Origin of the sequence: Aquibaculum arenosum (assembly GCF_029222965.1) — a bacterium.
Taxonomy (GTDB): domain Bacteria; phylum Pseudomonadota; class Alphaproteobacteria; order Kiloniellales; family DSM-21159; genus Aquibaculum; species Aquibaculum arenosum.
The window spans coordinates 239718-265107 of the sequence record NZ_JARHUD010000001.1 but is presented as its reverse complement, the minus strand read 5'-3'; the positions used below and the strand labels follow the sequence as shown (position 1 = coordinate 265107).

Annotated in this window: 24 protein-coding genes and 1 pseudogene; 16 read left to right on the top strand and 9 right to left on the bottom strand. The window is 65.9% G+C overall.

Going from position 1 to position 25390, the window contains the following annotated elements; all coding sequences use genetic code 11:
- Window positions 1-46 precede the first annotated feature (46 nt).
- Both P2G67_RS01190 and purE read right to left on the bottom strand, forming a co-directional pair.
- Window positions 47-1144 (bottom strand): 5-(carboxyamino)imidazole ribonucleotide synthase, encoded by a 1098-nt coding sequence (locus tag P2G67_RS01190; RefSeq protein ID WP_275819203.1) that lies wholly within the window; start codon window positions 1142-1144, stop codon window positions 47-49.
- Complete coding sequence (gene purE, locus P2G67_RS01185) at window positions 1137-1634, bottom strand: 5-(carboxyamino)imidazole ribonucleotide mutase (protein ID WP_275819202.1); 498 nt, start codon at window positions 1632-1634, stop codon at window positions 1137-1139. The genes P2G67_RS01190 and purE overlap by 8 nt, the downstream gene beginning before the upstream one ends.
- Window positions 1635-1951: 317 nt before the next feature.
- On the opposite strand from purE, the gene P2G67_RS01180 reads away from it, so the two are divergent.
- The gene (locus tag P2G67_RS01180) at window positions 1952-2617 is read left to right on the top strand and encodes a class I SAM-dependent methyltransferase (RefSeq protein WP_275819201.1); all 666 of its coding nucleotides are present in this window, start codon (window positions 1952-1954) and stop codon (window positions 2615-2617) included.
- Window positions 2618-2621: 4 nt separating this feature from the next.
- On the opposite strand, the gene P2G67_RS01175 is transcribed toward P2G67_RS01180, so the two are convergent.
- On the bottom strand, window positions 2622-2846 hold the full coding sequence (locus P2G67_RS01175; RefSeq protein WP_275819199.1) for a YdcH family protein: 225 nt from the start codon (window positions 2844-2846) through the stop codon (window positions 2622-2624).
- Between the two features lie 154 nt (window positions 2847-3000).
- Here P2G67_RS01175 and P2G67_RS01170 point away from each other — a divergent pair, with 154 nt between their 5' ends.
- Genes P2G67_RS01170 through chrA form a run of 3 tightly spaced genes read left to right on the top strand, consistent with a single transcriptional unit; the run spans window position 3001 to window position 5819 of the window.
- Window positions 3001-4089 (top strand): ATP-dependent 6-phosphofructokinase, encoded by a 1089-nt coding sequence (locus P2G67_RS01170; RefSeq protein WP_275819197.1) that lies wholly within the window; start codon window positions 3001-3003, stop codon window positions 4087-4089.
- A gap of 1 nt (window position 4090) precedes the next feature.
- Window positions 4091-4621 (top strand): TIGR02444 family protein, encoded by a 531-nt coding sequence (locus P2G67_RS01165; RefSeq protein ID WP_275819195.1) that lies wholly within the window; start codon window positions 4091-4093, stop codon window positions 4619-4621.
- Window positions 4608-5819: a chromate efflux transporter gene (gene chrA, locus P2G67_RS01160; protein WP_275819193.1), complete on the top strand. Its 1212-nt coding sequence runs from the start codon at window positions 4608-4610 to the stop codon at window positions 5817-5819. The genes P2G67_RS01165 and chrA overlap by 14 nt, the downstream gene beginning before the upstream one ends.
- Window positions 5820-5832: 13 nt before the next feature.
- On the opposite strand, the gene P2G67_RS01155 is transcribed toward chrA, so the two are convergent.
- Window positions 5833-7056 carry a Vgb family protein gene (locus P2G67_RS01155; RefSeq protein ID WP_275819192.1) on the bottom strand — a complete coding sequence of 408 codons (1224 nt, stop codon included), beginning with the start codon at window positions 7054-7056 and terminating at the stop codon, window positions 5833-5835.
- 76 nt (window positions 7057-7132) lie between these two features.
- The gene (locus P2G67_RS01150) at window positions 7133-7777 is read right to left on the bottom strand and encodes a UbiX family flavin prenyltransferase (protein ID WP_275819191.1); all 645 of its coding nucleotides are present in this window, start codon (window positions 7775-7777) and stop codon (window positions 7133-7135) included.
- Between the two features lie 137 nt (window positions 7778-7914).
- Here P2G67_RS01150 and P2G67_RS01145 point away from each other — a divergent pair, with 137 nt between their 5' ends.
- Complete coding sequence (locus P2G67_RS01145) at window positions 7915-8091, top strand: YdcH family protein (RefSeq protein ID WP_275819190.1); 177 nt, start codon at window positions 7915-7917, stop codon at window positions 8089-8091.
- A gap of 42 nt (window positions 8092-8133) precedes the next feature.
- Here the strand turns inward: P2G67_RS01145 and P2G67_RS01140 are convergent, their stop codons facing one another.
- Window positions 8134-9753, bottom strand: coding sequence for an acyl-CoA synthetase (locus P2G67_RS01140; protein ID WP_275819188.1), 1620 nt, complete (start codon window positions 9751-9753; stop codon window positions 8134-8136).
- A 135-nt stretch (window positions 9754-9888) separates the two neighbouring features.
- Between P2G67_RS01140 and P2G67_RS01135 the strand changes: the two genes are divergently transcribed.
- The 11 genes and pseudogenes from P2G67_RS01135 (at window position 9889) to P2G67_RS01085 (ending at window position 23002) form a co-directional block, all read left to right on the top strand.
- A complete protein-coding gene (locus P2G67_RS01135) occupies window positions 9889-10386 on the top strand; it encodes an EndoU domain-containing protein (protein ID WP_275819186.1) in 498 nt (165 codons plus the stop codon).
- A gap of 62 nt (window positions 10387-10448) precedes the next feature.
- The gene (locus tag P2G67_RS01130) at window positions 10449-11240 is read left to right on the top strand and encodes an LOG family protein (RefSeq protein ID WP_275819184.1); all 792 of its coding nucleotides are present in this window, start codon (window positions 10449-10451) and stop codon (window positions 11238-11240) included.
- A gap of 105 nt (window positions 11241-11345) precedes the next feature.
- Complete coding sequence (locus P2G67_RS01125) at window positions 11346-12860, top strand: replicative DNA helicase (protein ID WP_275819182.1); 1515 nt, start codon at window positions 11346-11348, stop codon at window positions 12858-12860.
- Window positions 12850-13975: pseudogene (gene alr / locus P2G67_RS01120) on the top strand (alanine racemase); the annotation flags it as partial. The gene P2G67_RS01125 and the pseudogene alr, both read left to right, overlap by 11 nt.
- The gene (locus P2G67_RS01115; RefSeq protein ID WP_275819178.1) at window positions 13962-14735 is read left to right on the top strand and encodes an MlaE family ABC transporter permease; all 774 of its coding nucleotides are present in this window, start codon (window positions 13962-13964) and stop codon (window positions 14733-14735) included. The pseudogene alr and the gene P2G67_RS01115, both read left to right, overlap by 14 nt.
- On the top strand, window positions 14732-15511 hold the full coding sequence (locus P2G67_RS01110) for an ABC transporter ATP-binding protein (RefSeq protein ID WP_275819176.1): 780 nt from the start codon (window positions 14732-14734) through the stop codon (window positions 15509-15511). Before P2G67_RS01115 ends, P2G67_RS01110 begins: the two co-directional genes overlap by 4 nt.
- Window positions 15511-16902 (top strand): DNA repair protein RadA, encoded by a 1392-nt coding sequence (radA, locus tag P2G67_RS01105; RefSeq protein ID WP_275819174.1) that lies wholly within the window; start codon window positions 15511-15513, stop codon window positions 16900-16902. The genes P2G67_RS01110 and radA overlap by 1 nt, the downstream gene beginning before the upstream one ends.
- An 18-nt stretch (window positions 16903-16920) precedes the next feature.
- On the top strand, window positions 16921-17595 hold the full coding sequence (locus P2G67_RS01100; RefSeq protein ID WP_275819172.1) for a CvpA family protein: 675 nt from the start codon (window positions 16921-16923) through the stop codon (window positions 17593-17595).
- Between the two features lie 5 nt (window positions 17596-17600).
- Complete coding sequence (gene purF, locus P2G67_RS01095; RefSeq protein ID WP_275819170.1) at window positions 17601-19085, top strand: amidophosphoribosyltransferase; 1485 nt, start codon at window positions 17601-17603, stop codon at window positions 19083-19085.
- Between the two features lie 117 nt (window positions 19086-19202).
- The gene (locus tag P2G67_RS01090; protein ID WP_275819168.1) at window positions 19203-21479 is read left to right on the top strand and encodes a penicillin acylase family protein; all 2277 of its coding nucleotides are present in this window, start codon (window positions 19203-19205) and stop codon (window positions 21477-21479) included.
- The gene (locus P2G67_RS01085) at window positions 21476-23002 is read left to right on the top strand and encodes a GH3 family acyl-acid amido synthetase (protein ID WP_275819166.1); all 1527 of its coding nucleotides are present in this window, start codon (window positions 21476-21478) and stop codon (window positions 23000-23002) included. Before P2G67_RS01090 ends, P2G67_RS01085 begins: the two co-directional genes overlap by 4 nt.
- On the opposite strand, the gene P2G67_RS01080 is transcribed toward P2G67_RS01085, so the two are convergent.
- Genes P2G67_RS01080 through P2G67_RS01070 form a run of 3 tightly spaced genes read right to left on the bottom strand, consistent with a single transcriptional unit; the run spans window position 22984 to window position 25390 of the window.
- Complete coding sequence (locus tag P2G67_RS01080; RefSeq protein ID WP_275819164.1) at window positions 22984-23643, bottom strand: ABC-type transport auxiliary lipoprotein family protein; 660 nt, start codon at window positions 23641-23643, stop codon at window positions 22984-22986. The genes P2G67_RS01085 and P2G67_RS01080 overlap by 19 nt on opposite strands.
- On the bottom strand, window positions 23636-24595 hold the full coding sequence (locus tag P2G67_RS01075; RefSeq protein ID WP_275819162.1) for an MlaD family protein: 960 nt from the start codon (window positions 24593-24595) through the stop codon (window positions 23636-23638). Before P2G67_RS01075 ends, P2G67_RS01080 begins: the two co-directional genes overlap by 8 nt.
- Before the next feature lie 3 nt (window positions 24596-24598).
- Window positions 24599-25390: an ABC transporter ATP-binding protein gene (locus tag P2G67_RS01070; RefSeq protein WP_275819160.1), complete on the bottom strand. Its 792-nt coding sequence runs from the start codon at window positions 25388-25390 to the stop codon at window positions 24599-24601.

The window sequence follows — 25390 nt, the reverse complement described above, 5'->3', positions numbered from 1 at the left end:
AATGGTCTCGGAGTACGGGCAGGTGAAGAAGGCAGGCAGCGAAGCGTCAGCCGAGCGGCGACAGGCGCGTGACGTGACCCATCTTGCGGCCCGGGCGCGCCTCCCCCTTGCCGTAGAGATGCAGGCGCGCAGCAGGATCTGAGAGAATCTCTCGCCAGCGGCCGGCTTCGTCGCCCAAGAGGTTACGCATCACCGCATTGGAATGGCGGTCGGGCGCGCCCAGGGGCAGGCCGGCCACGGTCCGCACCAGCTGCTCGAACTGAGAAGTGACGCAGGCATCCATGGTCCAGTGGCCGGAGTTGTGTGGGCGCGGAGCCAGCTCGTTGACCAGCACACGGTTGTCGGTGGTCACGAACATCTCCACTGCGACCAGCCCGACCAGGTTCAGGCCTTCCGCCACGTGCCGCGCAATCACCTCGGCCCGCTCGGCAACGTCTGCCGGAATGCGCGCCGGCGCCACTGTCTGATCGAGGATGTGATCGCGATGCCGGTTCTCGACCGGAATATAGGGCGCAATCGCTCCATCCTGGCCGCGGGCAACGATGACCGAAATCTCGGCCCGAAAGTCGACGAAGCTTTCCACGATCGCCGGGCTGTCCGGCGCATGGCTGCGCATTTCCTGCCAAGCCTGCTCCACCTGCTCCTCGCTGCGCAGCAGGACCTGCCCCTTGCCGTCATAGCCGAACTCGGCGCTTTTCAGGATGACCGGCGCGCCGAAATCGCGCAGCGCCCGGATCATGGCCTCCGGTCCGGCCACCTCCATATAGCGGGTGGTCGGCACATTGATCGAGCCGAGGAAGTCCTTCTCGCGCAGGCGGTTCTGGCAGATGTGCAACACGTCCGCACCGGGACGCACCGGAACCCGCTCGGCCAACACCCGCGCGGTGTGCGCCGGCACATTCTCGAACTCGAAGGTGACCACGTCCACCGCATCGGCGAAGGCGCTCAGCGCCGCCTCGTCGTCATAGGCGGCAATGGTCGAGCGCGCGACCACCTGGGTGGCCGGCTCGTCCGCGCCCGGGCAATAGACGTGGCAGCGATAGCCCAGTCGCGCGGCCGCCAAGGCTGTCATGCGCCCGAGCTGTCCGCCGCCCAGGATGCCGATGGTCGAGCCCGGCGGCAGGGTGAAACGCGCTTCAGCCATCGTCGCGAGGCTCCTCTGCCACAGCTTCGCTCTGCGCGGCACGATAGGCGTCGAGCCGCTTCGCCAGGGCCTCGTCGTGCAACGCGAGCACCGAGGCTGCCAACAGTCCCGCGTTCTTCGCGCCCGCCCGGCCAATGGCCAGCGTGCCCACGGGAACGCCGCCCGGCATCTGCACGATCGACAGCAGCGAATCCATGCCTTTCAGAGCCTGGCTCTCCACGGGAACCCCGAATACCGGTAAAGGCGTGAGGCTGGCCACCATTCCAGGCAAATGCGCCGCACCGCCGGCGCCGGCGATGATCACCTGCAGTCCTCTTTCGCGGGCCGTGCGTGCATAGTCGTAAAGCCGCTGCGGGGTGCGATGCGCCGAAACGATTCGGGTTTCGTGCGCAACTCCCAACTCCGTCAGCACCGCGGCCGCATGGCTGAGTGTGGGCCAATCGGATTGACTGCCCATGATGATACCGACCTGCGGCGCAGACACCGTCATGCCTTCGCTCCCATTGCCATCATCCGGAAAGGCCCCCGATCCGTCGTTAGACGACCCCGTCAAATTGGCCCGGGCCCTCCCCGGGCGGGTGCTTTGGCGCATTATCCGTTCGCACCCGCCGCGAAACAAGCTTTGCCGCTGCGCTACCAGCCGAAATCCATCGCGGCTCACCCCAGGTGTCGTGGCCTGCCGCATCTTTCGGGTTATCCCTTTTGCGACTGTGCACAGCAGCCTGCGCGATGCCCTAATCTGCGACGCGTCGGATCCGCGCCGGGCTTCCGTGGGCATCCGGATTGCAGAAAAAGGGGCACACCCGAATGCATGTGCTTGCCCGCGCGCGCCAGATCCAGCGCAACCTTTCAGCCGACGGACTGCGCGCAACACTTTACAAGAGCTACTACTACGGCCTGGGCTATGTCTTCGATGCCTTTCACGAGCGCATCGACACCACCTCCCCGGCCACGCAGGAAACCCTGACTGAAAACGGCACCCCGCGCGGTGATCGCACCGCCGCGTTTCCCTGCCATCCGGGGGTGCTGCGACGGGCGCTCGATGCGCTTGCTGTTTCTGCGAACGATGTCTTCCTGGACATCGGTTGCGGCAAGGGCCGGGCCCTTGTGGTGGCGCGACGCTATCCCTTCCAACGGATCATCGGCGTGGACCTCATTCCCTCCCATATCCGTGTCTGTCGCAGGAATCTCGAGCGCCTGGGCAGCCGCAATCATCAGCTCATCTTGGGCGATGCACTCAAGATTGACTACCCGAGCGACGTGACGGTCTGCTTCCTTTTCAAACCTTTCCCCGAGCCGGTGATCCTGGCCTGCCTTGCCCGCCTCCTGCCGCGGCCCCGCGCCGTGATCCTGATGGGTAGCGACGCCCTGAAACACCTTCCAGGCTACAGGCTGCAAGAAACCTACCGCCATGGACCTTCAGACCGATTCGACTACCTGCTGTTCACTCGGGAACCCGGGGTCGAATCGTGATGTCTCAGGCGATGATGTCGGGGATCAGGCGATCTTCGATGCGCCCCATCATGTCCTTCAAGACAAGCTTGCGCTTCTTCAGACGCTGGATCTGCAACTGATTGCTCAGCGGCGACTCGGAAAGCTTCTCGATTACCTCGTCCAGATCCCGGTGTTCCAATTGCAGCTGCTCCAGGCGGGCGCGCAGTGACGCCTGCTCTTCCTCGCGGTTCTCATAATCGTCATTCATAGGCCTGGAGGGCTCGTGCTGTTGATTGGGGACCGGAAACCATCATAGCGCTTCCCGCTTTACCCGGGGAGGGGGTGAAAACGCCGGGGAGAGTTGCAGGGGATGAAGCTTTGCGACACCTTGTTTTCCCTAACACGGATCCTTGAGCAGCAGAATGACCAATAGGCGCAGAATTGGCGTGCTCACCAGCGGGGGCGACTGCGCAGGGCTCAACGCAGTTCTGCGCGCGGTTGTCCAGCGCGCGGTGGAGGGTTACGGCTGGCACGTGGTCGGCATCCACAAGGGCACGGCGGGCTTGCTCTCTCGCCCGGTGGAGGCAGAAACCCTTGACCTCTCCCGCTTCCAGGGCGAACTGCTGCGCCGGGCCGGGACGATTTTGGGCACCACCAACAAGGGCAATCCCTTCAACTTCCCCCTGCCCGACGGCCGCCGACTCGACCGTTCAGAGGAGATCGTCGAGGGCTTTCGCGAACTGGAGATCGAGGGTCTTATCGGCATCGGCGGCGACGGCAGCCTCGCCATCCTCTCACGACTGTGTGAGAAGGCCGACCTACCCCTGATCGGCATTCCCAAGACCATAGACAATGACGTCGCCGGCACTGAGGTGGCCATCGGCTACGCCACAGCCGTCGGCGTGGCCACTGACGCGCTCGACCACCTGCAGCCCACCGCTGCGAGCCACGACCGGATCATGGTCCTGGAGGTCATGGGGCGCGATGCCGGCCACATCGCCCTCGCCGCGGGGATTGCCGGCGGCGCCGACATCATTCTGGTCCCGGAGATCCCCTACTCGCTGGACAATCTCAAGCGCAAGATCGACGAGCTGCGACGGCGCGATCGCAACTTCGCACTCGTGGTGGTGGCCGAGGCCGTACGCACCGAGGAGGGTGAGGCCGTCACTGCCAGTCCAGGAGCCGCCAAAGCGCGTTACGGCGGCATTGGCCACTACATCGGCCAAAAACTGGCCGAGGCCACCGGGGCCGAAGTCCGGGTCACCGTGCTGGGGCATGTGCAGCGCGGCGGCACCCCGGTGCCACGCGACCGGCTGATGGCCTCGATCTTCGGCGTTCATGCCGTCGATCTCCTGGCCGCCGGCAAACGCGACCGCATGGTGGCCTGGTCCGGGCGCACGGTCACCGATCTCGCACTGGTCGATGTGGTGGACCAGCCCCACCGGGTCGATCCGCAGGGCGCCCTGGTTCACGCCGCTCGCGGCTTGGGCATCTGCCTGGGAGACCGCTGACATGGAGCACACCGGCCGGCTCTGGAGCTTCTCCCTCGCGATTTACGGCAGACCTGGTGTCCCCGAGGCCTGCCTGGCCTTGCAGGACAGCCGCGGCGCGGACGTGAACCGCTTGCTGCATGCGCTCTGGTGCGGCGCGCTGGGCCATCGCATCACGCAGGACGAGCGCCAAAGGCTCGACGAGCAAGCTGCCCCCTGGCACGCCCATGTTGTGCGGCCTCTGCGCGGGGTCCGCCAATGGCTCAAGGGCCGCGAAGCGACGGCGCTGGGTGAGGCGGCAGAACTGCGCCAGCAGATCAAGGCGCAGGAACTGGAAGCCGAGCGGCTGGAGCAGCTGTTGCTCGAATCCGCCCTGGCCCCGCCGGCGGCCACCGGAGGCCCGTCCCACGCCGCCGCCAACCTCCTCGCCCTGATTCCCGCGCCCGACGGCGACGAGCGTGACCACCTCCTGACCCTGCTCAAAGCCACTTGGCCACAGCTCGACCCCACGCGGCTGTCGGGGCTCTTCCCCCGTGAGCATGAGCAGGACTGACCCAGTCAGCGAGAGGCAGGGGTCCGCCTGGGAGGTTTTTCGCATCTTCCTGGTGCTGGGCCTCACCTCTTTCGGCGGTCCTGTCGCGCACATCGGCTACTTTCGCGATGCCTTCGTGGCCAAGCACAGGTGGCTCAGCGACCGGGCCTATGCCGACATCGTCGCGTTGTGCCAGTTCCTGCCGGGACCGGCTTCCAGCCAGGTCGGCATGGCGGTCGGGCTACAGCGCGCGGGCTATGCCGGCATGCTGGCTGCCTGGACCGCCTTCACTCTGCCCTCGGCCCTGCTGCTGGTAGCCTTCGCCTACGGCGCCGAGGCCCTGGGTATGAGTGCAGACGCCGGGTGGGTCCAAGGCCTGAAGGCAGCGGCCGTGGCCGTGGTGGCCCATGCCCTGCTCGGCATGGCACGCAGCCTCACACCCGACCGCGAACGGGCGACCATCGCGGTTGCCGGGATGATACTGGCCCTGACGGTCCCGGGCGTGGCGGGGCAGTTGACGGTCATCGTCCTGGGGGCTGCGGCCGGACTGCTGTGGCTGCGGCCGGGCGACAGCGCACTCACAGAGGCGGACGGACTGCCGGTCTCGGTCAGTCGCCGGGCTGCACTCTTCTGCCTTGCGCTCTTCTTCCTCTTGCTGCTGCTCTTTCCACTGCTGGCCGGCGCGACAGGCGATGGCATCGTCCAGACGCTCGACCGCTTTTATCGCGCCGGCGCTCTGGTCTTTGGCGGCGGCCATGTTGTCCTGCCGCTGCTGCAGGCCGAGGTCGTGAGCACCGGCTGGGTGGAGCGGGAGGCATTCCTGGCGGGATACGGGGCAGCCCAGGCCGTACCCGGCCCGCTGTTCACCTTCGCCGCCTATCTGGGGACGGTGCAGATCCAGGCGCCCAACGGCCTGTTCGGCGCTGTTGTGGCGCTTCTTGCGATCTTCCTGCCCTCGGCGCTGCTCGTTGTGGCCGCCCTGCCCTTTTGGGCCCGCCTGCGCGGCGCGCCCAAGGCACAGAAGGCACTGCTCGGGATCAATGCCGCCGTCGTGGGCCTGCTGGCGGCGGCGCTCTATGACCCCGTCTTCACCACCGGTGTCATCTCCCCGACGAGCATGGCGATCACCGCTGCCGCCTTCGTCGCTCTCGCCGCCTGGCGGGCACCGGCCTGGACCGTGGTCATCGCCGCGGGTCTGCTGGGTTTCGCCCTGCTGTAAAAGCTCTGCGCCGTCAGTCCTCCGGCATCACCCGCAGCAGGCGATTGGTACTGCTCTGGTGGATCAGGAGCGAGCCGTCTCTGGCCGGGCGCATGTGCCGGATGATGCCGGCGTGAACTTCTCCCGAAGGAATGGGCCAGCTCTGGAAGCTCTCACTCTCGGGGTCGAAGCGCACCAGAGCATCGGGCCGCTGTCCGGATTCGTTGAACCAGACCGCACCGTCGAGCAGCGCAATAGCGTATGGGTGAGAGTCCGGGCCGCTGGGCGAAGGCCACTCCCGCGCCTCACGGGTCCGGGGATCGTAGTGGCCGATACGCCCGAGCCCTGAGTTCACGTACCAGATGCTGTCATCCTCGGCGATGGCGAGCCGACGCACATGCGTGCCGTCTCCCGGCAACTCGTGTTCCTCGATCGCCATGCTGTCCGGCTCGACGCGGAAGAGCCGATTGCTGCCGTTGGCCGCCACCCAGGGCGTGTCACTGGAATCCAGCTTGATGCCATAGGGTCGGCTGTTGGCTGTGGGCAGGGTGACCAGGTCCACCTCTCCGGATGCGGGATCGAGGCGGCCGATCATGTTGGAGCGCTGCAGCGTGAACCAGACCCGCCCGCTCCCGTCGACGATGGCCGAATGGGGATCGCGCGCCTCGGGGTCGGGCATCTCGTATTCCGTGATCGAGCCGGTCGTGGGGTCCAGCACGCCCATGGTGGCGTTTCCATTTCCCGTGTACCAGATGCGTCCTTCGGCATCGGCGGTTACCGTGTGCGGCTTGGCCCCGCTGGGCAGGTGGAACTCCTCCATCTCGCCGCTTTCGGGGTCGAGGCGCCCGACGAGATCGGCCCACTGACCCGCCCACCAGATGCTGCCGTCCGGTGCCTCCACAGGGTCGCGCGTGCGCTGGCCCAGAGTCGGGGTGACCCATTCCTCGAAGCGGATGGAATGCTCCCCCTCGACCAGGGTCGGGGCGCGCCGGTCATTGGGCGGAAAGTGTTCAGCCAGATAGCCGGCGATCTCGTTGAGCATGTCGGTCCCGGAGAGGTCGATCATGGTCCCGATGAGATGGCGCCAGCCGGCCTCGTCATAACCGCTGCTGTTGGTGATCAGGCTCGTGCGGTGGCAGGCGCCGCAGGTCTCTTCCGTGAGCTGTCGCCCGGGGCCTTCAGGCCAGGACTGGGCCTTTGCCGCGCCTGACATCATCAGGCAGCCAGCGATCGCCAGCCAGAGAGCGTTGCGGATCATGTCCGGCCTCCCCATTCCTGTTCCTGATGCAGCATAACCGCTTTTGCAAGCCCGCCGGAACCGAAACCGGGAAATCTCAGTCCTTGGCGCCCTTCTTCTCAAGGCGCCCGCGCCGCCGGCGCGCCCCCTCCTCCCCGGTTTCGCCCCAGCGCTGCACCGCAGTGCTTTCCAGGTCGAAGAGGTCCAGCACACGCCCCACCGATTGGTCCACCACCTGCTCGAGGCTAGTGGGATTGGTGTAGAAGGCCGGCACCGGCGGCGCGATCACCGCCCCCATCTCGGCCAAAGACAGGAGATTGCGCAGATGGCCGGCATGCAGCGGCGTCTCGCGCACCATAAGCACCAGACGCCGGCGCTCTTTCAGCACCACGTCGGCTGCCCGGGTCAGCAAACTGGTGGTCACGCCGCTGGCGATCTCCGCCATGGAGCGGACCGAACAGGGAGCGACCACCATGCCCAGCGTCCGGAAGGAACCGCTGGAGACGGCCGCGCCCATGTCGTCACGGCCGTGCACCACATCGGCGAGGCTCTGCAGATCGCGCAGACTGAGATCGCTTTCGTAGGCCAGCGTCAGCTCGGCCGAACGGCTGACCACCAGATGGCTTTCGACCGGGAGCGGTTGCAGCGCCTGCAGCAGGCGGATGCCGTAGATCACGCCGCTGGCGCCGCTGATGCCGACAATCAACCGGGTGGGTTTCGACTCGCTGACACTTTTCATCATTTTGCAATATTGCGCCCCGACGGCTTCGCACCCACACTTAATATCAAGGGGCAGCGCTTCCGTCTCCCCTCACGCCGCACCCCCCGGAAATTCGGGCTGTGCCGCGTTGGCCTACCATTTGAGAGGAGGTCGTTCATATGATCGAACCGCACATCGAGATGCTCCGCGACAAGCATGCCCGTATTGAGCAGACCATCAGCGAGGAACGCGCGCGGCCCCATCCCGACGAGGCTCGATTGCATGAACTGAAGAGGGAGAAACTTAAGCTCAAAGATACCATTTCCAGCCTCAGCAACGGCCATAGCACCGCCTAAGTCTGGTTCAGCCTGATCTAAGCGCACGGCGCCGGCCTTGCTTCAAAGCTGGCCGGCGCGGTCGCGCAGAGTGAATTTCTGAATTTTGCCGGTAGAGGTCTTGGGCAATTCGCCGAAGACCACATGGCGCGGACACTTGAAGTGTGCGAGCCGCTCGCGGCAAAAGGCGATCAGCTCTTCGGCCTCGACCGTTGCGCCGGGTTTCAGTTCGACGAAGGCGCAAGGGGTTTCGCCCCACCGTTCGTCTGCCTTGGCCACCACGGCAACCGCCGCCACAGCGGCATGCTTGTAGAGCACATCCTCCACTTCGATGGAGGAGATGTTCTCCCCGCCCGAGATGATAATGTCCTTCGAGCGGTCCTTGAGCTGCACATAGCCGTCGGGGTGCACCACACCCAGGTCGCCGCTGTGGAACCAGCCGCCGGCGAAAGCCCGCTCGCTGGCCGAAGGGTTCTTGAAGTAGCCCTTCATCACGATGTTGCCGCGCATGAAGACCTCGCCCATGGTCTGCCCATCGGCCGGCACGGGCTCCAGGGTCTCCGGATCGCCGACCATCAGCTGCTCCAGCACCGGATAGGCCGCCCCCTGACGCGCCTTGAGTTCCGCCTGCTCCTCAATGGAGAGCGCGCTCCAGTCGTCGTGCCAGGCGCAGACCACGGCCGGCCCGTAAACCTCGGTCAGCCCGTAGACGTGGGTGATCTCGATCCCCTGCTCCTCCATGGCGGCGAGCACCGAGGCCGGCGGCGGGGCGGCGGCCGTCATCATCTGCACTTTCTGTCCGTAGTCCCGCCGATCCTCCGGCCGCACGCCGAGGATGAGCTGCATGACGACGGGCGCCCCACAGAGATGCGTCACCCCATGGTCGGCGAAGGCATCGTATATGGCCTTGGCTTCGACCCGCCGCAGGCAGACATGAGTGCCGGCCACGGCCGTGATCGTCCAGGGAAAGCACCAGCCGTTGCAGTGGAACATCGGCAGGGTCCAGAGGTAGACCGGGTGCGGCGGCAGGCTCCAGACCATGGCATTGCCCAGCGCGTTCAGGTAGGCGCCGCGATGATGATAAACGACGCCCTTTGGGTCGCCGGTGGTGCCGGAGGTGTAGTTGAGGGCGATGGCATTCCACTCGTCCTCGGGCAGGTCCCAGGCATAGTCGGGATCACCGCCGACCAGGAAGTCTTCATACTCCACCTGACCCAGCCGCTCCCCACCGGGGCCTTGCGGATCGTCGATGTCGATCACGGGAAGGTCGCGGCCGAGCAACTTCAGGGCCTCGGAGATGGTCGGGTGAAACTCGGTGTCGGTGATCAGGACCTTCGCCTCGCCATGCGCCAGGATGAAGGCGATGGTTCGGGCATCGAGGCGCACGTTGAGCGCGTTCAACACAGCACCCAGCATGGGCACTGCGTGATGTGCCTCCCACATCGGCGGCGTGTTCGGCGCCATGACGGCCACCGTATCGCCCTTGCTCACCCCCAGATCGGCCAGTGCCGAGGCCAGACGGCGACAGCGCTCATAGGCCTCCGCCCAGGTGAAGCTGGTGCGTCCGTGCACCACTGCCGTGCGTTGAGGATAGATCGCCGCTGTGCGGGGCAGGAACGACAGCGGCGAAAGGGGGACATAGTTGGCTGAATTGCGATCAAGATCCTGTTCAAAGGGGTTCACCGCCCTGCTCCTTCCGCCGTCTTGTGACTGTCTCCCGTATGCGTTTATGTAACAGTGCCTGAGGCAGCTGGCCAAGGCCGGAAGCCGGGCCGAACCTTCGGTCGGCCTTCCTCTGCTTATGTGGGATCGAAACCCGTGCGCTCCGGCTCGCTCCTTACTCTCTGCCTGCTCCTCGTGACGCTGAGTGCGCCGGTGCGGGCTTTTGACTGCACCAGCGAGGCGCCCCATTGGTCGGAGACCACGCCGCCGGTCAATCTCACCCACCTGTTCTGCGGCGAGATTAACCGCCGGGGCGACGCCGTCGGCTTCCACGCCACCCTCGGGGAAGCAACACCGGGGGAAGCGGAGATCGACAAGGTCCTGCGGCCACGCGATGCGCACGGCATCTACGTCGCCCGCGTCTGCCAGCCGAATGCGCCCGGCCGGCAGTGCAAGCGTTCGACGCTCTTTCCCGACGACCTCGATGGCGAGGAGATCCTGGCCGCGGTGCTGGAGGCCTATCACCAGCGCCAATGGCTGGACGGACGCGGCAAATGGTGCGGCAATAGCGGTCTGGGCTATGCCATCGAGGGCTGGCTGCTGCCCCACCGCGAGGTGATCAACACTGCCTGGCCGGCGGCCCGAGGCTGCTGATCCGTCAGCACAAGGGGATCATCTGCCCCAACTTCACCACAACTTACGGGTAACCTGCCCCAATGACTGATGACACCCCCACCACCAAGGCCCCCAAGGCCTATGCCAACAGCGAGTTCCTGAACAGCCGGGCCGGCCGACCGCTGCGCATTCTATCGGAATTTCACGAGCCGCTCGATCGCTTTGACCGCAATGGCATCCTCGACACCATTGTCTTTTTCGGCTCCGCGCGGGTGCCTTCGCAAGCCAGCATCGAGGACGGCAGCGCGCGCGATCACGAGGGCCTGCGCGAGTTGGCGATCTACTACGAGGCCACTCGGGAACTCTCCCGCAAACTGACAGAATGGTCCCTGGCGCTGCCCGGCGATCCGGGTCGCTTCGTGGTCTGCACCGGCGGCGGGCCCGGCATCATGGAGGCAGCAAACCGGGGCGCCTACGAGGCGGGTGGCCGCTCCATCGGCCTGACGATCTCCATTCCCGTGGAGGAGTTCGAGAACCATTACGTGACGCCGGAACTGTCGTTCGAGTTCCACTACTTCTTCATGCGGAAGTTCTGGTTCACTTACATGGCCAAGGCCGTGGTGATCATGCCAGGCGGCTTCGGCACGCTCGACGAGATGTTCGAACTGCTGACCCTGATGCAAACTCTGAAGATGAAGAAGCGCATGCCCATCGTGCTGTTCGGCAAGCAGTTCTGGTCCGAGGTCCTCAACCTTGAGGCGCTTGTGCGCCACGGCACGGTCAATGAGAAGGACCTCGCCCTCTTCCATCCCACCGACTCGGTGGAGGACGCTTTCGACTACATCACGGGCTTCCTGGTGGATGGACCGCCGGAACGCGGACCAGTCCTGTAACAGGTCATTCTTAACAGGCTGATATTAAACGGCTTTTCAGGTTTTCCCCGCTTTCCACCTGATTCACCGCGTCCCTTTCCGGCTTCCACCTGCTAGTCTCGGGCCATGGAACCCACACAGCGCCTTCAGTTCGTCGCATCCGAGGAGGAATCCGCCCTCCAGCGCCTGCCCCCACACAATCTGGAGGCGGAGCAGGCGCTCCTGGCCGCAATTCTGCACAGCAACCATGCCTATGAGAAGGTGTCCGACTTTCTCCTGCCCGAGCACTTCGCCGATGGGGCACATGAGCGGATCTATCGCGCCTGCGGCAAGCTGATCGAGCGCGGGCAACTCGCCAACGCCATCACGCTCAAGGGCTTCTTCGATCAGGACGGCGGTCTGGCGGACGTTGGGGGTGCGGCTTATCTCGCCGAACTACAGGCAGCGCCGGTCAACCCGGACGTCCGCCACTACGGCCGCCTGATCCACGACCTCTTCTTGCGGCGAGAGCTCATCGCCCTCGCGCAGGACATCGACGAGTCTGCCTACGAACAAGACCCGGACAGCGCGGCCACAAACCAGATCGAACAGGCGGAGCAGCGACTTTATAGTCTCGCGGAAACCGGTCTGGCAGAAGGCGGCCTGCAGCCCTTCTCCGGTGCGCTGACCGAAGCCGTCACGCTGATCGAAGCCGCCTATCGCCGCGACGGCGCGCTGGCAGGTTTGGCGACCCATTTCGCCGAGATCGACAAGCTGTTGGGCGGCCTGCACCGCTCCGACCTGATCATCCTCGCGGGCCGGCCGTCCATGGGCAAAACGGCGCTCGCCACCAACATCGCCTTCAACGTGGCCAAGTCGCGTCGGCTGGAGCGTGGGCCCGATGGCCAGAGCTTTGAAGAACCAGAGACGGTCGCCTTCTTCTCCCTGGAAATGTCGGCGGAGCAGCTCGCCGGACGCATTCTCTCCGAACAATCGGGCGTACGCTCCGATTCCTTGCGCAAGGGCGCCATCACTCAGGAGGACTTCGACAAGGTCTTCGACGCGGCGCGTGAACTGCAGGCGCTGCGCCTGTTCATCGACGACACGCCGGCCATTTCCGTACCGGCGCTGCGCACCCGGGCCCGCCGCCTCAAGCGCCAGCACGGCCTCAGCCTCATTGTGGTCGACTACCTCCAGCTCATGACCGTGCCCGGAGGGGGCAAGAGCGACAGCCGTGTGCAGGAAGTCTCAGAGATCACCCGCGGCCTGAAGGCCATCGCCAAGGAACTGGACGTGCCGGTCATCGCCCTGTCGCAGCTCAGCCGCCAGGTGGAACAGCGCGAGGACAAGCGCCCTCAGCTCTCGGATCTGCGCGAGTCCGGCTCGATCGAACAGGACGCCGACATGGTGCTCTTCGTCTATCGCGAGCAGTACTACCTCGAGCGTGCGGAGCCCATGCGCCGCGAGAACGAGAATGACGAGAAGTATCACGAACGCTACGAGCGGTGGAAACAGCGCTGCGAAGAGGTTTACGGTTTGGCCGAGGTGATCGTCGCCAAACAGCGTCACGGCCCCATCGGCATCCGCAAGCTGACCTTCGACGGCGACACCACCCGCTTCGGCGACTACATAGCCGACGAGTACCTGCCCGATGCCCATTGACCGTGCCGCGGCCCGCGCCGGGGCGATCCTGACCATCGACCTTGGGGCGCTGCGCGCCAACCATCAACGCCTGCAGCAGGAACTGGGAGCCGTGCCCTGTGCGGCGGTTGTGAAGGCGGATGGCTACGGCCTCGGCCTGGAACAGGCCGCTTCGGCACTCTGGCAGGCCGGGGCGCGCAGTTTTTTCGTGGCCCTGCCCGACGAGGGGCTGCGCCTGCGCCGCTGCCTGCAGGAGGCCCAGATTTACGTGCTCGGCGGCCTCTTCGCCGGAGCAGAGCCCGACTATGTCGAATCCGACCTCATCCCGGTGCTCAATTCCCTTGAGGAGGTCGAGCGTTGGTCTGCACAGGCGCGCAGTCTGGGCAAAAGCCTGCCCGCCGCACTGCAGACCGACAGCGGCATGAGCCGGCTGGGGCTTCCCGACAGCGAAGTAGAATGCCTTGCCGCGGAGCCGCAGCGCCTGGCGGGCATCGAGACCTGCCTGATCATGAGCCATCTCGCCTGCGCAGATGAGCCCACTCATGCCCAAAACGCCGAGCAACTCGAGCGCTTCCGCTGGGCGCGCGAGCGTCTCCCGGCGGCCCCGGCCAGTCTCGCCAACTCCTCTGGGATCTTCCTCGGTCAGGTTTTCCACTTCGATCTCGGGCGGCCCGGGGCGGCGCACTACGGGGTCAATCCAGTACCCGGCAAGCCCAACCCCATGCGCCAAGTGGTTCACTTGCAAGCAAAAGTGCTGCAGATCCGCTCGATTGACCCAGGTAGGGCCGTTGGCTACGGTGCCAGCTTCCGGGCCCCGCGCCCCAGCCGCATCGCAACAATCGCCCTGGGTTATGCCGACGGCTTCCTGCGCTGCCTGTCGGGACGCAGTTTCGCGTGGTATGACGGTCAGCGCCTGCCGCTGGCCGGGCGGGTGTCGATGGACGTGGTGACTGTGGACATCAGCGATCTGCCCGAGGACCGGCTCCGCCCCGGCGATCTGGTGGACCTGCTGGGTCCTCAACAGGGAGTGGATGATTTGGCGGAACAGGCCGGCACCATCGGCTATGAGATCCTGACGTCCCTCGGCCGGCGCTCTCATCGCATCTACCGGGACGACTAGGCGTGGTTCCTCTTCTGACGCCACTTGGGCGCGCTTTCCTATCCTTTCTCGAAACCGCCGGCCGCCTCTCGCTCTTTGCCGGGCTGACGCTGTGGCACTGCCTGCGCGGCCCCTGGTATCCGCGGCTGATCGGCCGGCAGATGATCGAGATCGGCTACTACTCCCTCCCCGTGGTCGGTCTCACCGCGATCTTCACCGGCATGGTGCTGGCTCTGCAGAGCTACACCGGCTTTGCCCGCTTTTCGGCCGAGAGCGCCATCCCGAACGTCGTGGTGGTCTCGATCACCCGCGAGCTGGGGCCGGTGCTGGCCGGCCTGATGGTCGCCGGCCGGATCGGCGCCGCCATGGCAGCAGAAATCGGCACCATGCGGGTGACGGAGCAGATCGACGCGCTCGTCACCCTGGCCACCAATCCCTTCAAGTATCTGATCGTGCCGCGGGTGATCGCGGGCGTGACCATGTTGCCGCTGCTGGTGCTGACCGCAGACATCATCGGCGTGCTGGGCGGCTATCTCGTTTCTACCGGCCAGCTCGGCTTCAACCCCCAGGCCTATCTTCAGAACACCTATGACTTCATGGAACTGGAGGACGTGCTCTCGGGCCTGGTCAAGGCGGCGGCCTTCGGCTTCCTGATCACGCTGATGGGCTGCTACCACGGCTATCACTCGCGCGGGGGCGCTCAAGGCGTGGGCACCGCGACCACCAATGCCGTGGTCTCGGCTTCGATCCTCATCCTCTGCTTCAACTACCTGATCACCGGACTCTTTTTCGGATGACCGCGGCCAGCCAGGACCAGCCCAAGATCCGCATTCGCGGACTGAAGAAGTCCTTCGGCGACAATCACGTGCTCAATGGCGTGGACCTGGACATCGCCAAGGGGGAATCGCTGGTCATCATCGGCGGCTCCGGCTCCGGCAAATCGGTGTTGCTAAAGTGCATCCTCGGGCTGTTGCCGCCGGACGCCGGCTCCATTCTGATCGACGGCAAGGAAACGGTGGGCCTGCGCGGCGCGGCACTGGACGAGATGCGCAGCCACATCGGCATGCTGTTCCAGAACGCAGCCCTCTTCGATTCCCTGCCGGTCTGGCAGAACGTGGCCTTCGTGCCCTTGGAGCACGAGCGGATGAGCCGCAAGGAAGCACGCGATCTGGCCCTCGAGCGCTTGGCAGACGTGGGTCTGGACGCGGAGGTGGCCGATCTTTCGCCGGCCGAGCTGTCCGGCGGCATGCGCAAGCGCGTCGGGCTCGCGCGCGCCATTGCCGTTCGTCCTGAGATCCTCTTCTTCGACGAACCCACCACCGGCCTCGACCCCATCATGGGCGACCTGATCGACCGGCTGATCCGCCAGTGTGTCACGGATCTCGGCGCCACCGGACTGACCATCACTCATGACATGGACAGCGCCCGGCGTATCTCCGATCGCATCGCCATGCTCTACAAGGGCGAGATCGTCTGGCAGGGCCCGATGGACGCCATCGAGCGCGAGGGCAACGCCTTCGTCGAGCAGTTCGTAGCCGGAGAAATCGACGGCCCAATTCAGGTTGCCCAGTGATGGCCCGCGCCCGCAGCACTTACGTCTGTCAATCCTGCGGCGCGGTCTCCGGCCGTTGGGCCGGCCGTTGCGAAGCCTGCGGCGCCTGGAATTCGATCGTTGAGGAAGCGGCGCCCGAAGGCACACCCGGCGGCCTGGCCAAGGGCCCCAAACGCAGCGGACGCAAGGTCGAGTTCGTCGACCTGGAGGGCGAAAGCAAACCGGCACCGCGCCTGGTCTCCGGCATCGGCGAGTTCGACCGCGTGTGCGGCGGGGGCCTGGTCCCCGGCTCGGCTGTGCTGGTGGGCGGCGACCCCGGCATCGGCAAATCGACCCTGCTTCTGCAGGCCGCGGCCGCGCTCGCGGCCGGCAATGAAGCGATCTACGTCTCCGGTGAAGAGGCCGTGGAGCAGGTGCGCCTGCGCGCCGCACGTTTGGGCCTGTCCAAGGCGCCGGTGCGCTTGGCGGCCGCCACCTCCGTGCGCGACCTCGTCGCCTCGCTCGACCGCCCCGATGCGCCGCGTCTGGTGATCATCGATTCCATCCAGACCATGCATGTCGATGCCCTGGAATCCGCCCCGGGTACGGTGGCACAGGTGCGCGCCAGCGCCCAGGAACTGGTGCGGGTCGCCAAGCGCCGGGGCTTCTGCTTACTGCTGGTCGGCCATGTCACCAAGGACGGCATGATCGCCGGCCCGAAGGTGCTGGAACACATGGTCGACTGCGTGCTGACCTTTGAAGGCGAGCGCGGCCATCAGTTCCGCATCTTGCGTGCTACAAAGAACCGCTTCGGCCCGACCGACGAGATCGGCGTCTTCGAGATGACCGACGGCGGACTGATGGAGGTCGCCAACCCCTCCGAGCTTTTCCTGGCCGAGCGGCGCGGCAATATCGCCGGTGCAGCGGTCTTTGCCGGCTTAGAGGGCACGCGCCCGCTGCTGGTGGAAGTCCAGGCTCTGGTGTCCCCATCGCCGTTGGGCACGCCGCGGCGCACCGTGGTGGGCTGGGACAGCGGCCGGCTGGCCATGGTCCTTGCGGTGCTCGAAGCGCGCTGCGGGCTTGTGATGGCCGGGAAGGACGTATATCTGAACATTGCAGGTGGACTGCGCATCGGAGAGCCGGCAGCGGACCTTGCGGTGGCCGCCGCGCTGGTATCCAGCGCCTGCGACCGGCCCGTACCCGAGGAATGCGTGGTGTTTGGCGAAATCGGCCTGTCGGGCGAGATCCGGGCAGTCAGCCAGAGCGAGGTTCGGCTGAAGGAGGCCGCCAAGCTGGGCTTTGCCAGCGCCCTGCTGCCGCCGCGCCGCGGACGGCGTCTGTCTCCGCCGGAAGGGATCCGGTTGGAGGAGATGAGCCACCTTCAGGATCTGGTGGCGCGCATTGCCGCCGGCGGCGGTGCAGACAAAGCCTGATAGGAGCGATGCCCGGCCATGGATTGGCTGCCGATAAACGTCACCGACTTGATTATTCTGGTGGTGCTGCTGCTTTCAGCGCTGCTCGCCTTCTCCCGCGGCTTCGTCAACGAGGTTCTCGGCATCGGTGCCTGGATCGGCGCGGTTTTTGCGACCCTGTGGTTCTTCGCTCCGGTGCAGGAGATTGCCCGGGATATGATCGCGATCGAACTGCTTGCCGATATCGGCGCGGGCGTCGCGATCTTCCTGGTGGCGCTGATCCTGCTGTCGATCATCTCGCGCATGATCGGGCGACGGGTCCAGGACAGCAGCCTGGGCTTTCTCGACCGGACGCTCGGCGTCGTCTTCGGCTTGCTGCGTGGGGTGGTGATCGTCTGCCTGATCTGGCTGGGAGTGTCCTGGCTCATGCCGGCAGATGAGCACCCTGCTTGGCTTCAGGAAGCGCGCGCCCTGCCCCTGGTCGAAACCGGCGCCGACTACATTCGCACCCTGGTCCCGGCCGAACTGCGGATCGAGGATGCCCTGGAGCAACCGAACGGCGACGGCGAGGTGATTGATTTCCGCCTGCCGCCCCTGCAACCCACCCCTCAAGCGGCCGGCAACGGCGAAGCCACCGAGGGGGCTGCCGGCTACGACGACTTGCCACGCCGTGAGATGGATCGATTGCTGGATTCGATCCGGGAAGGAAACTGAGGCACATGCCCGCGTCACGCTTTACCCCTGAGCCGCAGCCTGGTCTGCCTTTTGACGACGACCGGGTCCACGAGGAATGCGCCGTCTTCGGCATCCACGGCCATCCCGATGCGGCCGCCCACGCTGCCCTCGGCCTGCATGCGCTGCAGCATCGTGGACAGGAAGCCTCCGGCATCGTGACCTTCGACGGTCAGCGCTTTAACGCGCACCGCGAACTGGGCTTGGTGGGCGATATCTTCAGCAGCGAAGCGGTGATGTCCCGCCTGGTGGGCCACGCCGCCATCGGCCACAATCGCTACTCCACCACCGGCGACACCCTGTTGCGGAACGTGCAGCCGCTGTTTGCAGACCTGTCTCTGGGCGGTTTCGCGCTGGCCCACAACGGCAACCTGACCAACGCCACCACGCTTCGCCGCGAACTGGTCACCCGCGGCGCGATCTTCCAGTCCACCTCCGATACCGAGGTCTTCATCCACTTGATCGCCACCTCGGCCGGCAGCAACCTGATCGACCGCATGCTGGGCGCGTTGGCACTGGTGGAAGGCGCCTATTCCCTGGTGGCCATGACCGACGATGCCGTCATCGGCGTGCGCGACCCCCTGGGCGTGCGGCCGCTGGTGCTGGGTCGACTGGGGGATGCCTGGCTTTTCGCCTCGGAAACCTGCGCCTTCGACATCATGGGAGCCGAGTTCGTCCGCGACGTCGACCCCGGCGAGATGGTCGTGTTGGGCCAGGGCGAGCCGCGCTCAATCCGCGTGACCAGCGGCAACCGGCAGCGTTTTTGCGTCTTCGAGTACATCTATTTCGCCCGTCCGGACTCGGTGATCGAGGGCACGTCGGTCTATGAGGCCCGCAAGGCCATCGGCCGCGAATTGGCGCGCGAAAGTCTGCCCGAGGCTGATCTGGTGGTGCCCGTGCCGGACTCCGGCGTGCCGGCGGCCCTGGGTTTCGCCGAGGAATCGAAGCTGCCCTTCGACCTCGGTATCATCCGCAACCACTACGTCGGCCGGACCTTCATCGAGCCCGGCCAGGAAATCCGTAACCTCGGCGTCAAGCTGAAGCACAACGCCAATCGCCCCATGCTGGAAGGCAAGCGCGTGGTGCTGGTCGATGACTCCATCGTGCGCGGCACCACCTCGCGCAAGATCGTGCAGATGGTCCGCGCCACCGGCGCGACGGAAGTGCACATGCGCATCGCCTCCCCGCCGATCACCGATCCGTGCTTCTATGGGGTCGACACGCCCGAACGCGGCCAATTGCTCGCTGCGCAGATGTCTGTCGAGGAGATCGCCCGGCACCTGGACGTGGACAGCCTGGCCTTCATCTCCATGGACGGCCTCTACCGCGCCATGGGCCGGCCCGGCCGGGATTCGGGACAGCCTGCCTTCTGCGACGCCTGCTTCACCGGGGACTATCCCACCCGCCTGACCGACCGGGAGAATCCCAACTCGCCGCAGCTCTCCCTGCTGAGCGAACTCAAGCGCGCCTGAGAAGGGCGGAGGAAACCGCGGGCGAGACCGGTTGACTGGCACAGGGCCGGACCCATCTTTGCTGGTACCAGCAACGCCCCGGCAGCCCGCCGGGCGCCGGAGCTCATCGGAGATCCCGTGACTGCGACGCTCGGCCTGCGCCCTTTTCCGTTTCTGCTCGCTCTCCTGCTGCTGCTCGGCGGCTGCAGCGCGCTGTGGCCGGGCGAGGTCGACCGCCAGACGCGGCTTGCCAGCTTCCCCACCGAGGATCTGCCCCTCGAAAGTGCCGTCACCATCAGCTGGTCGGCCGAGATGGTGCCTTTCATCGAAGCCGAGACGGATCGCGACCTGGCCTTCAGCCTGGGACTGGTGCATGCGCACCTGCGCGGCGCGCAACTGGGGATGCTGCGCCGCCTGTCGAGCGGGCGCCTTTCCGAAACCGCAGGCCCACTGACCAGCGACATCGACCATGCCTTACGCATCCTCGACTTCGGCAGGGCGGTTGATGAGATCTGGGCCGAAATGCCGCAGGAAACCCGTGACTGGCTGCAGGCCTTCACCCACGGCCTCAACCACTATCAGGCGCAACAGACAACTCCTCCACCGGAGGCGGGCCTGCTTGCGCTGTCGGACGAGCCCTGGACACCGCAGGACCTGCTGCGTATCGGCCGCATGGCCGGCACCGACGTCAACTGGCTGGCCTACTTTGCTTTGTTGGGCGCGCGGGGCGATCCGGGATTCATGGAACTCTGGCAGCGCACTCTGGAGGCCGGGCTAAACGGCACCGCCAGCTTCCGACAGAACACCCAAACCGCGCTCCTCAGCGAGGTGCTGGCCGGAGAGAGCCGCTCCGGCTCGAACACGGTGGTGGTCTCCCCGGAACGCAGCGCCAGCGGCGGCGCATTGCTGGCTGGCGACCCGCACCTGGGGCTCTTCCTGCCAAACCTCTGGCTGCTGGCCGGCATCAAGTCCCCCTCTTACCACGCGGTGGGCATGATGGTGCCGGGCCTGCCTTTCGTCGCGCTCGGGCGCACGCCGGCAATGGCCTGGAGCGGCACACACATGCGCGCCGCCGGCAGCGACCTCTACGACGTCTCCGGCCTGCCGGAGGAGGCGTTCGAAGTGGAGGAGACGCACATCGGCCAGCGCTTCTGGTTCTCTGCCAAGCGAGAGGTCCGCACCACGCCCTTCGGGCCGGTGATCACCGATGCGGAGATGATCACCAACGGCGCCGACGAGACCCTGGCGCTGCGCTGGGTCGGGCATGAGAACACCGACGAGTTGAGCGCCATGCTGCGGGCCATGCGCGCCGACACGCCGGAAAGCTTCCGCGAGGCCTTTGCCGGCTTCGGCCTTTCGCCGCAGAACATGCTCTTCGCGGACACTCAGGGCAACATCGGACAGATCATGGCCCTGGTGCTGCCAGAGCGAGAACAGTTCCCGCCGGAAGACCTGGTGCTGGATGCAAGCGACCCTTCCACCCATTGGCAGGGCTTGTTGGACGTGCGCGACCTGCCCTGGTCGCTCAATCCCCCGGAGGGTTTCCTCGCGTCGGCCAACAACCGCCCCACCGAGGACGGCATCAAGGTGGGCTATTTCTTCAGCCCTTCGGAGCGGGTCGAGCGCCTGCAGCAGATCCTCGCCGGCCAGGAGCGCACCAGCCTGGAAGACCTGGCCGCCCTGCAGCGAGACACCCGTTCGCTCGCGGCCGAACGCCTGGCGGCGGCGCTGCTCGCGGCCATCGACACCCTGCCCGAGAGCAGCGAGCACGAGGACTTCCTGTCCCGCCTGCGCGGTTGGGACGGCGACTATGCCGCCCACTCGCCGGCTCCGGTGGCCTTTGAACTGCTGCTCTACCACCTGCTGCCGCAGATCAACGGCCTGGGCGAGGAAGCCGGCGACGATCTGGCGGAGGTGGTGAACGAGTGGAACTTCCTCGTCGTCTTCCTGGAGCGCGACCTGGCCGCCATGCCGAATGCCGAACGCAAAGCCGCACTGAGCCGGGCGCTTGCGGCCGCCGCGGAGGATGCCGAAGACTTCGAAACCTGGGGCGACATGCATCGGCTGCGCGCGTCCCATCCCCTGGCCAACGCGCCGGTGATCGGGCGCTTCTTCACCTATGGCGACTGGCCCATCGGCGGCTCGCGGGAAACGCCGATGAAGACCGCCCACGGGCTCACCAACGAGCGTCACAGCGCCCGCTATGGTTCTCAGTCGCGCTTCCTGGCCGACATGGCCGATCCCGACGCCACCTGGGCGGTGCTGTTCGGGGGTCAGGACGGGTGGCTGGGCAGCGCCCATTTCGACGACCAGATCCCGCTCTGGCTGGAAGGGGAGTACCTGCAGCTTCCCCTGACGCCGGAGGGCGTGGAGGCCGTCACCGTGCAGAGACAGAGCCTGGAGCCGGGCCGGTGATCGACGTAACGCCGCTGTTCCGGCTCCTCGGGCGCCGGCGGCTGAAGCAGCTGCGTACGCTCAACGCAGCAGAAACGCAGCAGAAGATCCTGCGCAGCCTGCTCAGGCTCGGTGCAGGAACACGCTTCGGACGCGCGCATGGGCTCACCCCCGACCTCACCGTCAGCGAGTACCAGAAGCGGGTGCCGCTGCGCAGCTACGAAGACTTTTGGAAGGAATACTGGGAGCCAGCCTTCCCGGTGGTAGAGAATGCCACCTGGCCCGGCCGCATTCCCTACTTTGCGGTCACCTCGGGCACCTCCAGCGGGCGCACCAAGTACATTCCCCTGACCAGGCCCATCCTGAGCAACAACACACGCTCCGGACTGGACGTGATCGCCTTCCACCTCGCTGCGCGCCCCCAATCGCGTCTCTTCGCCGGCAAATCCTTCATGCTGGGCGGCAGCACCGAACTGGTGGAGGAAGCGCCGGGGGTCTACAGCGGCGATCTCAGCGGCATCATCACGCACACCCTGCCGGTCTGGGGCCGCCCCTTCTCCTTCCCCGAGCGTGAGTTGGCGCTGCTGGCCGACTGGGAAGAGAAGCTGGAGCGCCTGGCCCAGGCCTCTCTGGAGGAACGGATTCGGGTACTGGCGGGCGTACCGAGCTGGCTGCTCATCCTTCTGGAGCGGGTGCGCGCCCTGCGAGGCGACAGCGCGGCCAATCCCTATCCGGAGCTGGAGCTCCTGGTGCACGGCGGCGTGAATTTCGGCCCTTATCGCCACCGCTTCGAGGAGATGCTCGCCGGCTCCCACGCCGAACTGCGCGAGGTCTATGCCGCGAGCGAGGCCTTCATCGCCGTGGCCGACCGCGGTGAAGGCGAAGGCCTGCGGCTGAACCTCGATCATGGCGTCTTCTACGAATTCGTGCCCCTGGAAGAGCTGAACGCCGAGCAGCCGAAACGGCACTGGGTCGGCAATCTGGAGCCGGGGGTGAATTACGCGGTGGTGATGACCACCCCGGCCGGTCTCTGGTCCTACATCCTGGGCGATACGGTGCGCTTCATCGAAACCGATCCGCCGCGCCTGCTGATCACCGGGCGCACGGCATACGGCATGTCGGCCTTCGGCGAACACCTGATCGCCGAGGAAATCGAAACCGCGGTCACCGCTGCCGCGGAAGCGATCGGCGCTGACATCACAGACTACGCCATGGGTGCCGTTCACCCGCGCGCCGATGGCGAGGTGCTGGGATGCCATCGCTATTACGTGGAGTTTGCCGCTTCACCGGCCCCAGGCGCCCTACAGCGCTTCTCCGCGGTGCTGGATGAAGAGCTGTCACGTCTCAATGACGACTATCGCGCTCACCGCAGCGGCGGTGTGGGCATGGGAGAGCCGGAGATCAGACTGGTTGGTCCGGGCGGCTTCGCGGCCTGGATGAAACAGCGCGGCAAGCTGGGCGGCCAAAACAAAGTGCCGCGCATCATCAACGATGAGGATCTCTTCGCCGACCTGGAAGACTTCGTTCAGCGGCGCGAGGCGTAGTCGCGACTTCCAGAGGTCAGCGCCCAGCCGACCAGTTCCTGCTGCACCTCAGAAAAAGCAGCGTCCAGCGCCCCCGCTATGGCCGAGAGGGAGTCGCGCTGCGCCGGCCGGCGGCGTTCGAACACCCGCGCGTCGACGGCAACCCGCTCCGGCAGGCGCACAAGTTGAACGCCGACGGCCACCACGGCTTCCGGAGGCTCACCCTGTTGCCTGTAATGGGCCTGGAAGGCGCGCAGAGAGGACCTGAGCTGATAGTCGGCGCGCAGGGTCAAGGTGTCCTCTGCCAGGCCCAGGATCCGTCCGCTGTTGGAGAAGGACTGGATAAGCACGAGGCGCGCGAGCGACGGCAGCCTGTCGCTCCAGCTCGCATCAGCAAAGTAGTCGAACTGGCCATCGGCCCGCTGCAGGGCGATGCGCGCTCGGTTCAGCATCGCTGGTGTCGCCGGCTCGTCGATTGCCAGTTGCCAGGAAACCGGTGTACCGGTCGGAGGTTGAACGTCGTTCAGGGCGAATACCTGACGATCGCTGTCACGATCGCGTCCGACCAGGCCGCCGCAGCCTGCCAGCAGAAGCAGTGGGGCGGCGGCCAGGGAGCGAAAGAGGAGGCGGCGCTGGGGCCGTACGGGAAGTCGGTCAGTCATTGCTGGGCCTGTAGCCGTCGGGGGGAACGCCGAGGAGGAAGCCGGCGGGATTGCTCTGCAGGTCATTGGATATCTGGTTCAGATTGCCGGCAAGCCTCCGCAGCTCGCCCAGCAGGCTGGAAAGCTCGCCAAGACCCGAATTGGTGAAGTCGGAGAGCGGGCGGCGGTTTTCCTCCACCAGACCGTTCAAATCGTTGGCGAGTCGGTCTACCGAGCGAGCGGCTTGCCGGAACTCGGCCAGAGTAGGCTGCGCTTCGCGGCTGGCGGCGTCGATGTTGGTGGCCACGCCCTCCACAGCCGTGAAGGTACTCTCGAGCTTGGGCATGATCACACCCAGTTCGCTACGCAGGTCCCGCGCCAGGTCGGCGACCACGGCGCTGGTGTCGTTGATATTGCCCATGGTCGCGGCCCCTTCCTGCAGGATCACTTCCACGTTGCGCGTGTTTTCCTCGCTGAGAATCGCCTCGGTGCGCAGCAGAATGGAGTTGAGCGCGGTGATGATGTCGGGCGCGCCGGCCAGCACCTGTTCGATAGGCGATGCCCGCGTCTGGAGCTGCGGCAGCGTCTCGCCGTTCTGCCGGCGCGGCAGCGGTGCGTCGGCGCTGCCGCCACTGAGCTGGACGTAGCGGCCGCCGGTCAAACCAGCCAGTTCCAGGGTGGCAACCGTATCCCGGCGCACCGGCGTATCCGCATCGATCGAGATCGTCACCCTCACCCGACCCGGGTCACGCGCGCTGAGATCGATGTTCATCACCTGACCGACCGGTACGCCTTCGTAGTTGACCGAGCTGCCGGTCGACAAACCGGTCACCGCGCCGTCGAAGACCAGCAGGTAGCTGTTGACCTGGCGGTCCGCCTGCAGGGCGGCGATCCAGATCGCGAAGGCGATGGCACCGATGCCGAGCAGCAGCACGAAAAGGCCCACCAGCACATGGTTTGCACGGGTTTCCATGGCTCAGGTTTTCCGGCCATCGGTCACCCGCCGGCGCGCATCGGCAGCGGCGCGGCCACGGGGTCCGCCGAAGTACTCGGCTATCCAAGGGTGGGAGTCTTCCATCAGTTCCGCAATCGTCCCCACTTTGATGCGCCGGTCCAGCAAAACCGCCACACGGTCACAGACGGTGTAAAGCGAATCCATATCGTGCGTCACCATCAGGATGGTGAGGCCCAGTGCACGCTGCAGTTCCTGCACCAGGCTGTCAAAACTGGCCGCCCCGATGGGATCCAATCCCGCAGTCGGTTCGTCCAGAAACAGGATGTCCGGATCCAGCGCCAGTGCGCGCGCCAGGCCCGCCCGCTTACGCATACCACCGGAGAGCTCACTGGGATACTTGTGTGCAGCATCAGGGGGCAGCCCGGCGAGCCCCACCTTGATTTCCGCCAGCTCGGCACAGGCGTGTTCGGAGAGTTCGGTGTGGGTCTTCAGCGGCACTTCCACGTTCTGCCGCACCGTCAGGGAGGAGAAGAGCGCCCCATCCTGAAACAGCACGCCCCAGCGACTGCTGAGCCACTTGAGGGTCGCGGAGTTCGCTTGGTCGACGTTCTGGCCCAGAACCTCGATGCTGCCCGCATTGGGCCTGCGCAGGCCGATGATGGTGTTCATCAGCACCGACTTGCCGCTGCCGGAGCCGCCGACGAGCCCGAGGATTTCACCGCGGCGCACGTTCAGGTCCAGATCCTTGTGAATCACGTTGCTGCCGAACTGGGTCAGCAAGCCTTTGATGCGGATGGCGGGATCCTGCTCCAC

What these genes read in the sequence shown, in the direction of transcription:
- P2G67_RS01190 (WP_275819203.1), bottom strand. Translation starts at nt 1,144, where the DNA reads ATGGCTGAAGCGCGTTTCACCCTGCCGCCGGGCTCGACCATCGGCATC.
- purE (WP_275819202.1), bottom strand. Translation starts at nt 1,634, where the DNA reads ATGACGGTGTCTGCGCCGCAGGTCGGTATCATCATGGGCAGTCAATCC.
- P2G67_RS01180 (WP_275819201.1), top strand. Translation starts at nt 1,952, where the DNA reads ATGCATGTGCTTGCCCGCGCGCGCCAGATCCAGCGCAACCTTTCAGCC.
- P2G67_RS01175 (WP_275819199.1), bottom strand. Translation starts at nt 2,846, where the DNA reads ATGAATGACGATTATGAGAACCGCGAGGAAGAGCAGGCGTCACTGCGC.
- P2G67_RS01170 (WP_275819197.1), top strand. Translation starts at nt 3,001, where the DNA reads ATGACCAATAGGCGCAGAATTGGCGTGCTCACCAGCGGGGGCGACTGC.
- P2G67_RS01165 (WP_275819195.1), top strand. Translation starts at nt 4,091, where the DNA reads ATGGAGCACACCGGCCGGCTCTGGAGCTTCTCCCTCGCGATTTACGGC.
- chrA (WP_275819193.1), top strand. Translation starts at nt 4,608, where the DNA reads ATGAGCAGGACTGACCCAGTCAGCGAGAGGCAGGGGTCCGCCTGGGAG.
- P2G67_RS01155 (WP_275819192.1), bottom strand. Translation starts at nt 7,056, where the DNA reads ATGATCCGCAACGCTCTCTGGCTGGCGATCGCTGGCTGCCTGATGATG.
- P2G67_RS01150 (WP_275819191.1), bottom strand. Translation starts at nt 7,777, where the DNA reads ATGATGAAAAGTGTCAGCGAGTCGAAACCCACCCGGTTGATTGTCGGC.
- P2G67_RS01145 (WP_275819190.1), top strand. Translation starts at nt 7,915, where the DNA reads ATGATCGAACCGCACATCGAGATGCTCCGCGACAAGCATGCCCGTATT.
- P2G67_RS01130 (WP_275819184.1), top strand. Translation starts at nt 10,449, where the DNA reads ATGACTGATGACACCCCCACCACCAAGGCCCCCAAGGCCTATGCCAAC.
- P2G67_RS01125 (WP_275819182.1), top strand. Translation starts at nt 11,346, where the DNA reads ATGGAACCCACACAGCGCCTTCAGTTCGTCGCATCCGAGGAGGAATCC.
- P2G67_RS01110 (WP_275819176.1), top strand. Translation starts at nt 14,732, where the DNA reads ATGACCGCGGCCAGCCAGGACCAGCCCAAGATCCGCATTCGCGGACTG.
- radA (WP_275819174.1), top strand. Translation starts at nt 15,511, where the DNA reads ATGGCCCGCGCCCGCAGCACTTACGTCTGTCAATCCTGCGGCGCGGTC.
- P2G67_RS01100 (WP_275819172.1), top strand. Translation starts at nt 16,921, where the DNA reads ATGGATTGGCTGCCGATAAACGTCACCGACTTGATTATTCTGGTGGTG.
- purF (WP_275819170.1), top strand. Translation starts at nt 17,601, where the DNA reads ATGCCCGCGTCACGCTTTACCCCTGAGCCGCAGCCTGGTCTGCCTTTT.
- P2G67_RS01080 (WP_275819164.1), bottom strand. Translation starts at nt 23,643, where the DNA reads ATGACTGACCGACTTCCCGTACGGCCCCAGCGCCGCCTCCTCTTTCGC.
- P2G67_RS01075 (WP_275819162.1), bottom strand. Translation starts at nt 24,595, where the DNA reads ATGGAAACCCGTGCAAACCATGTGCTGGTGGGCCTTTTCGTGCTGCTG.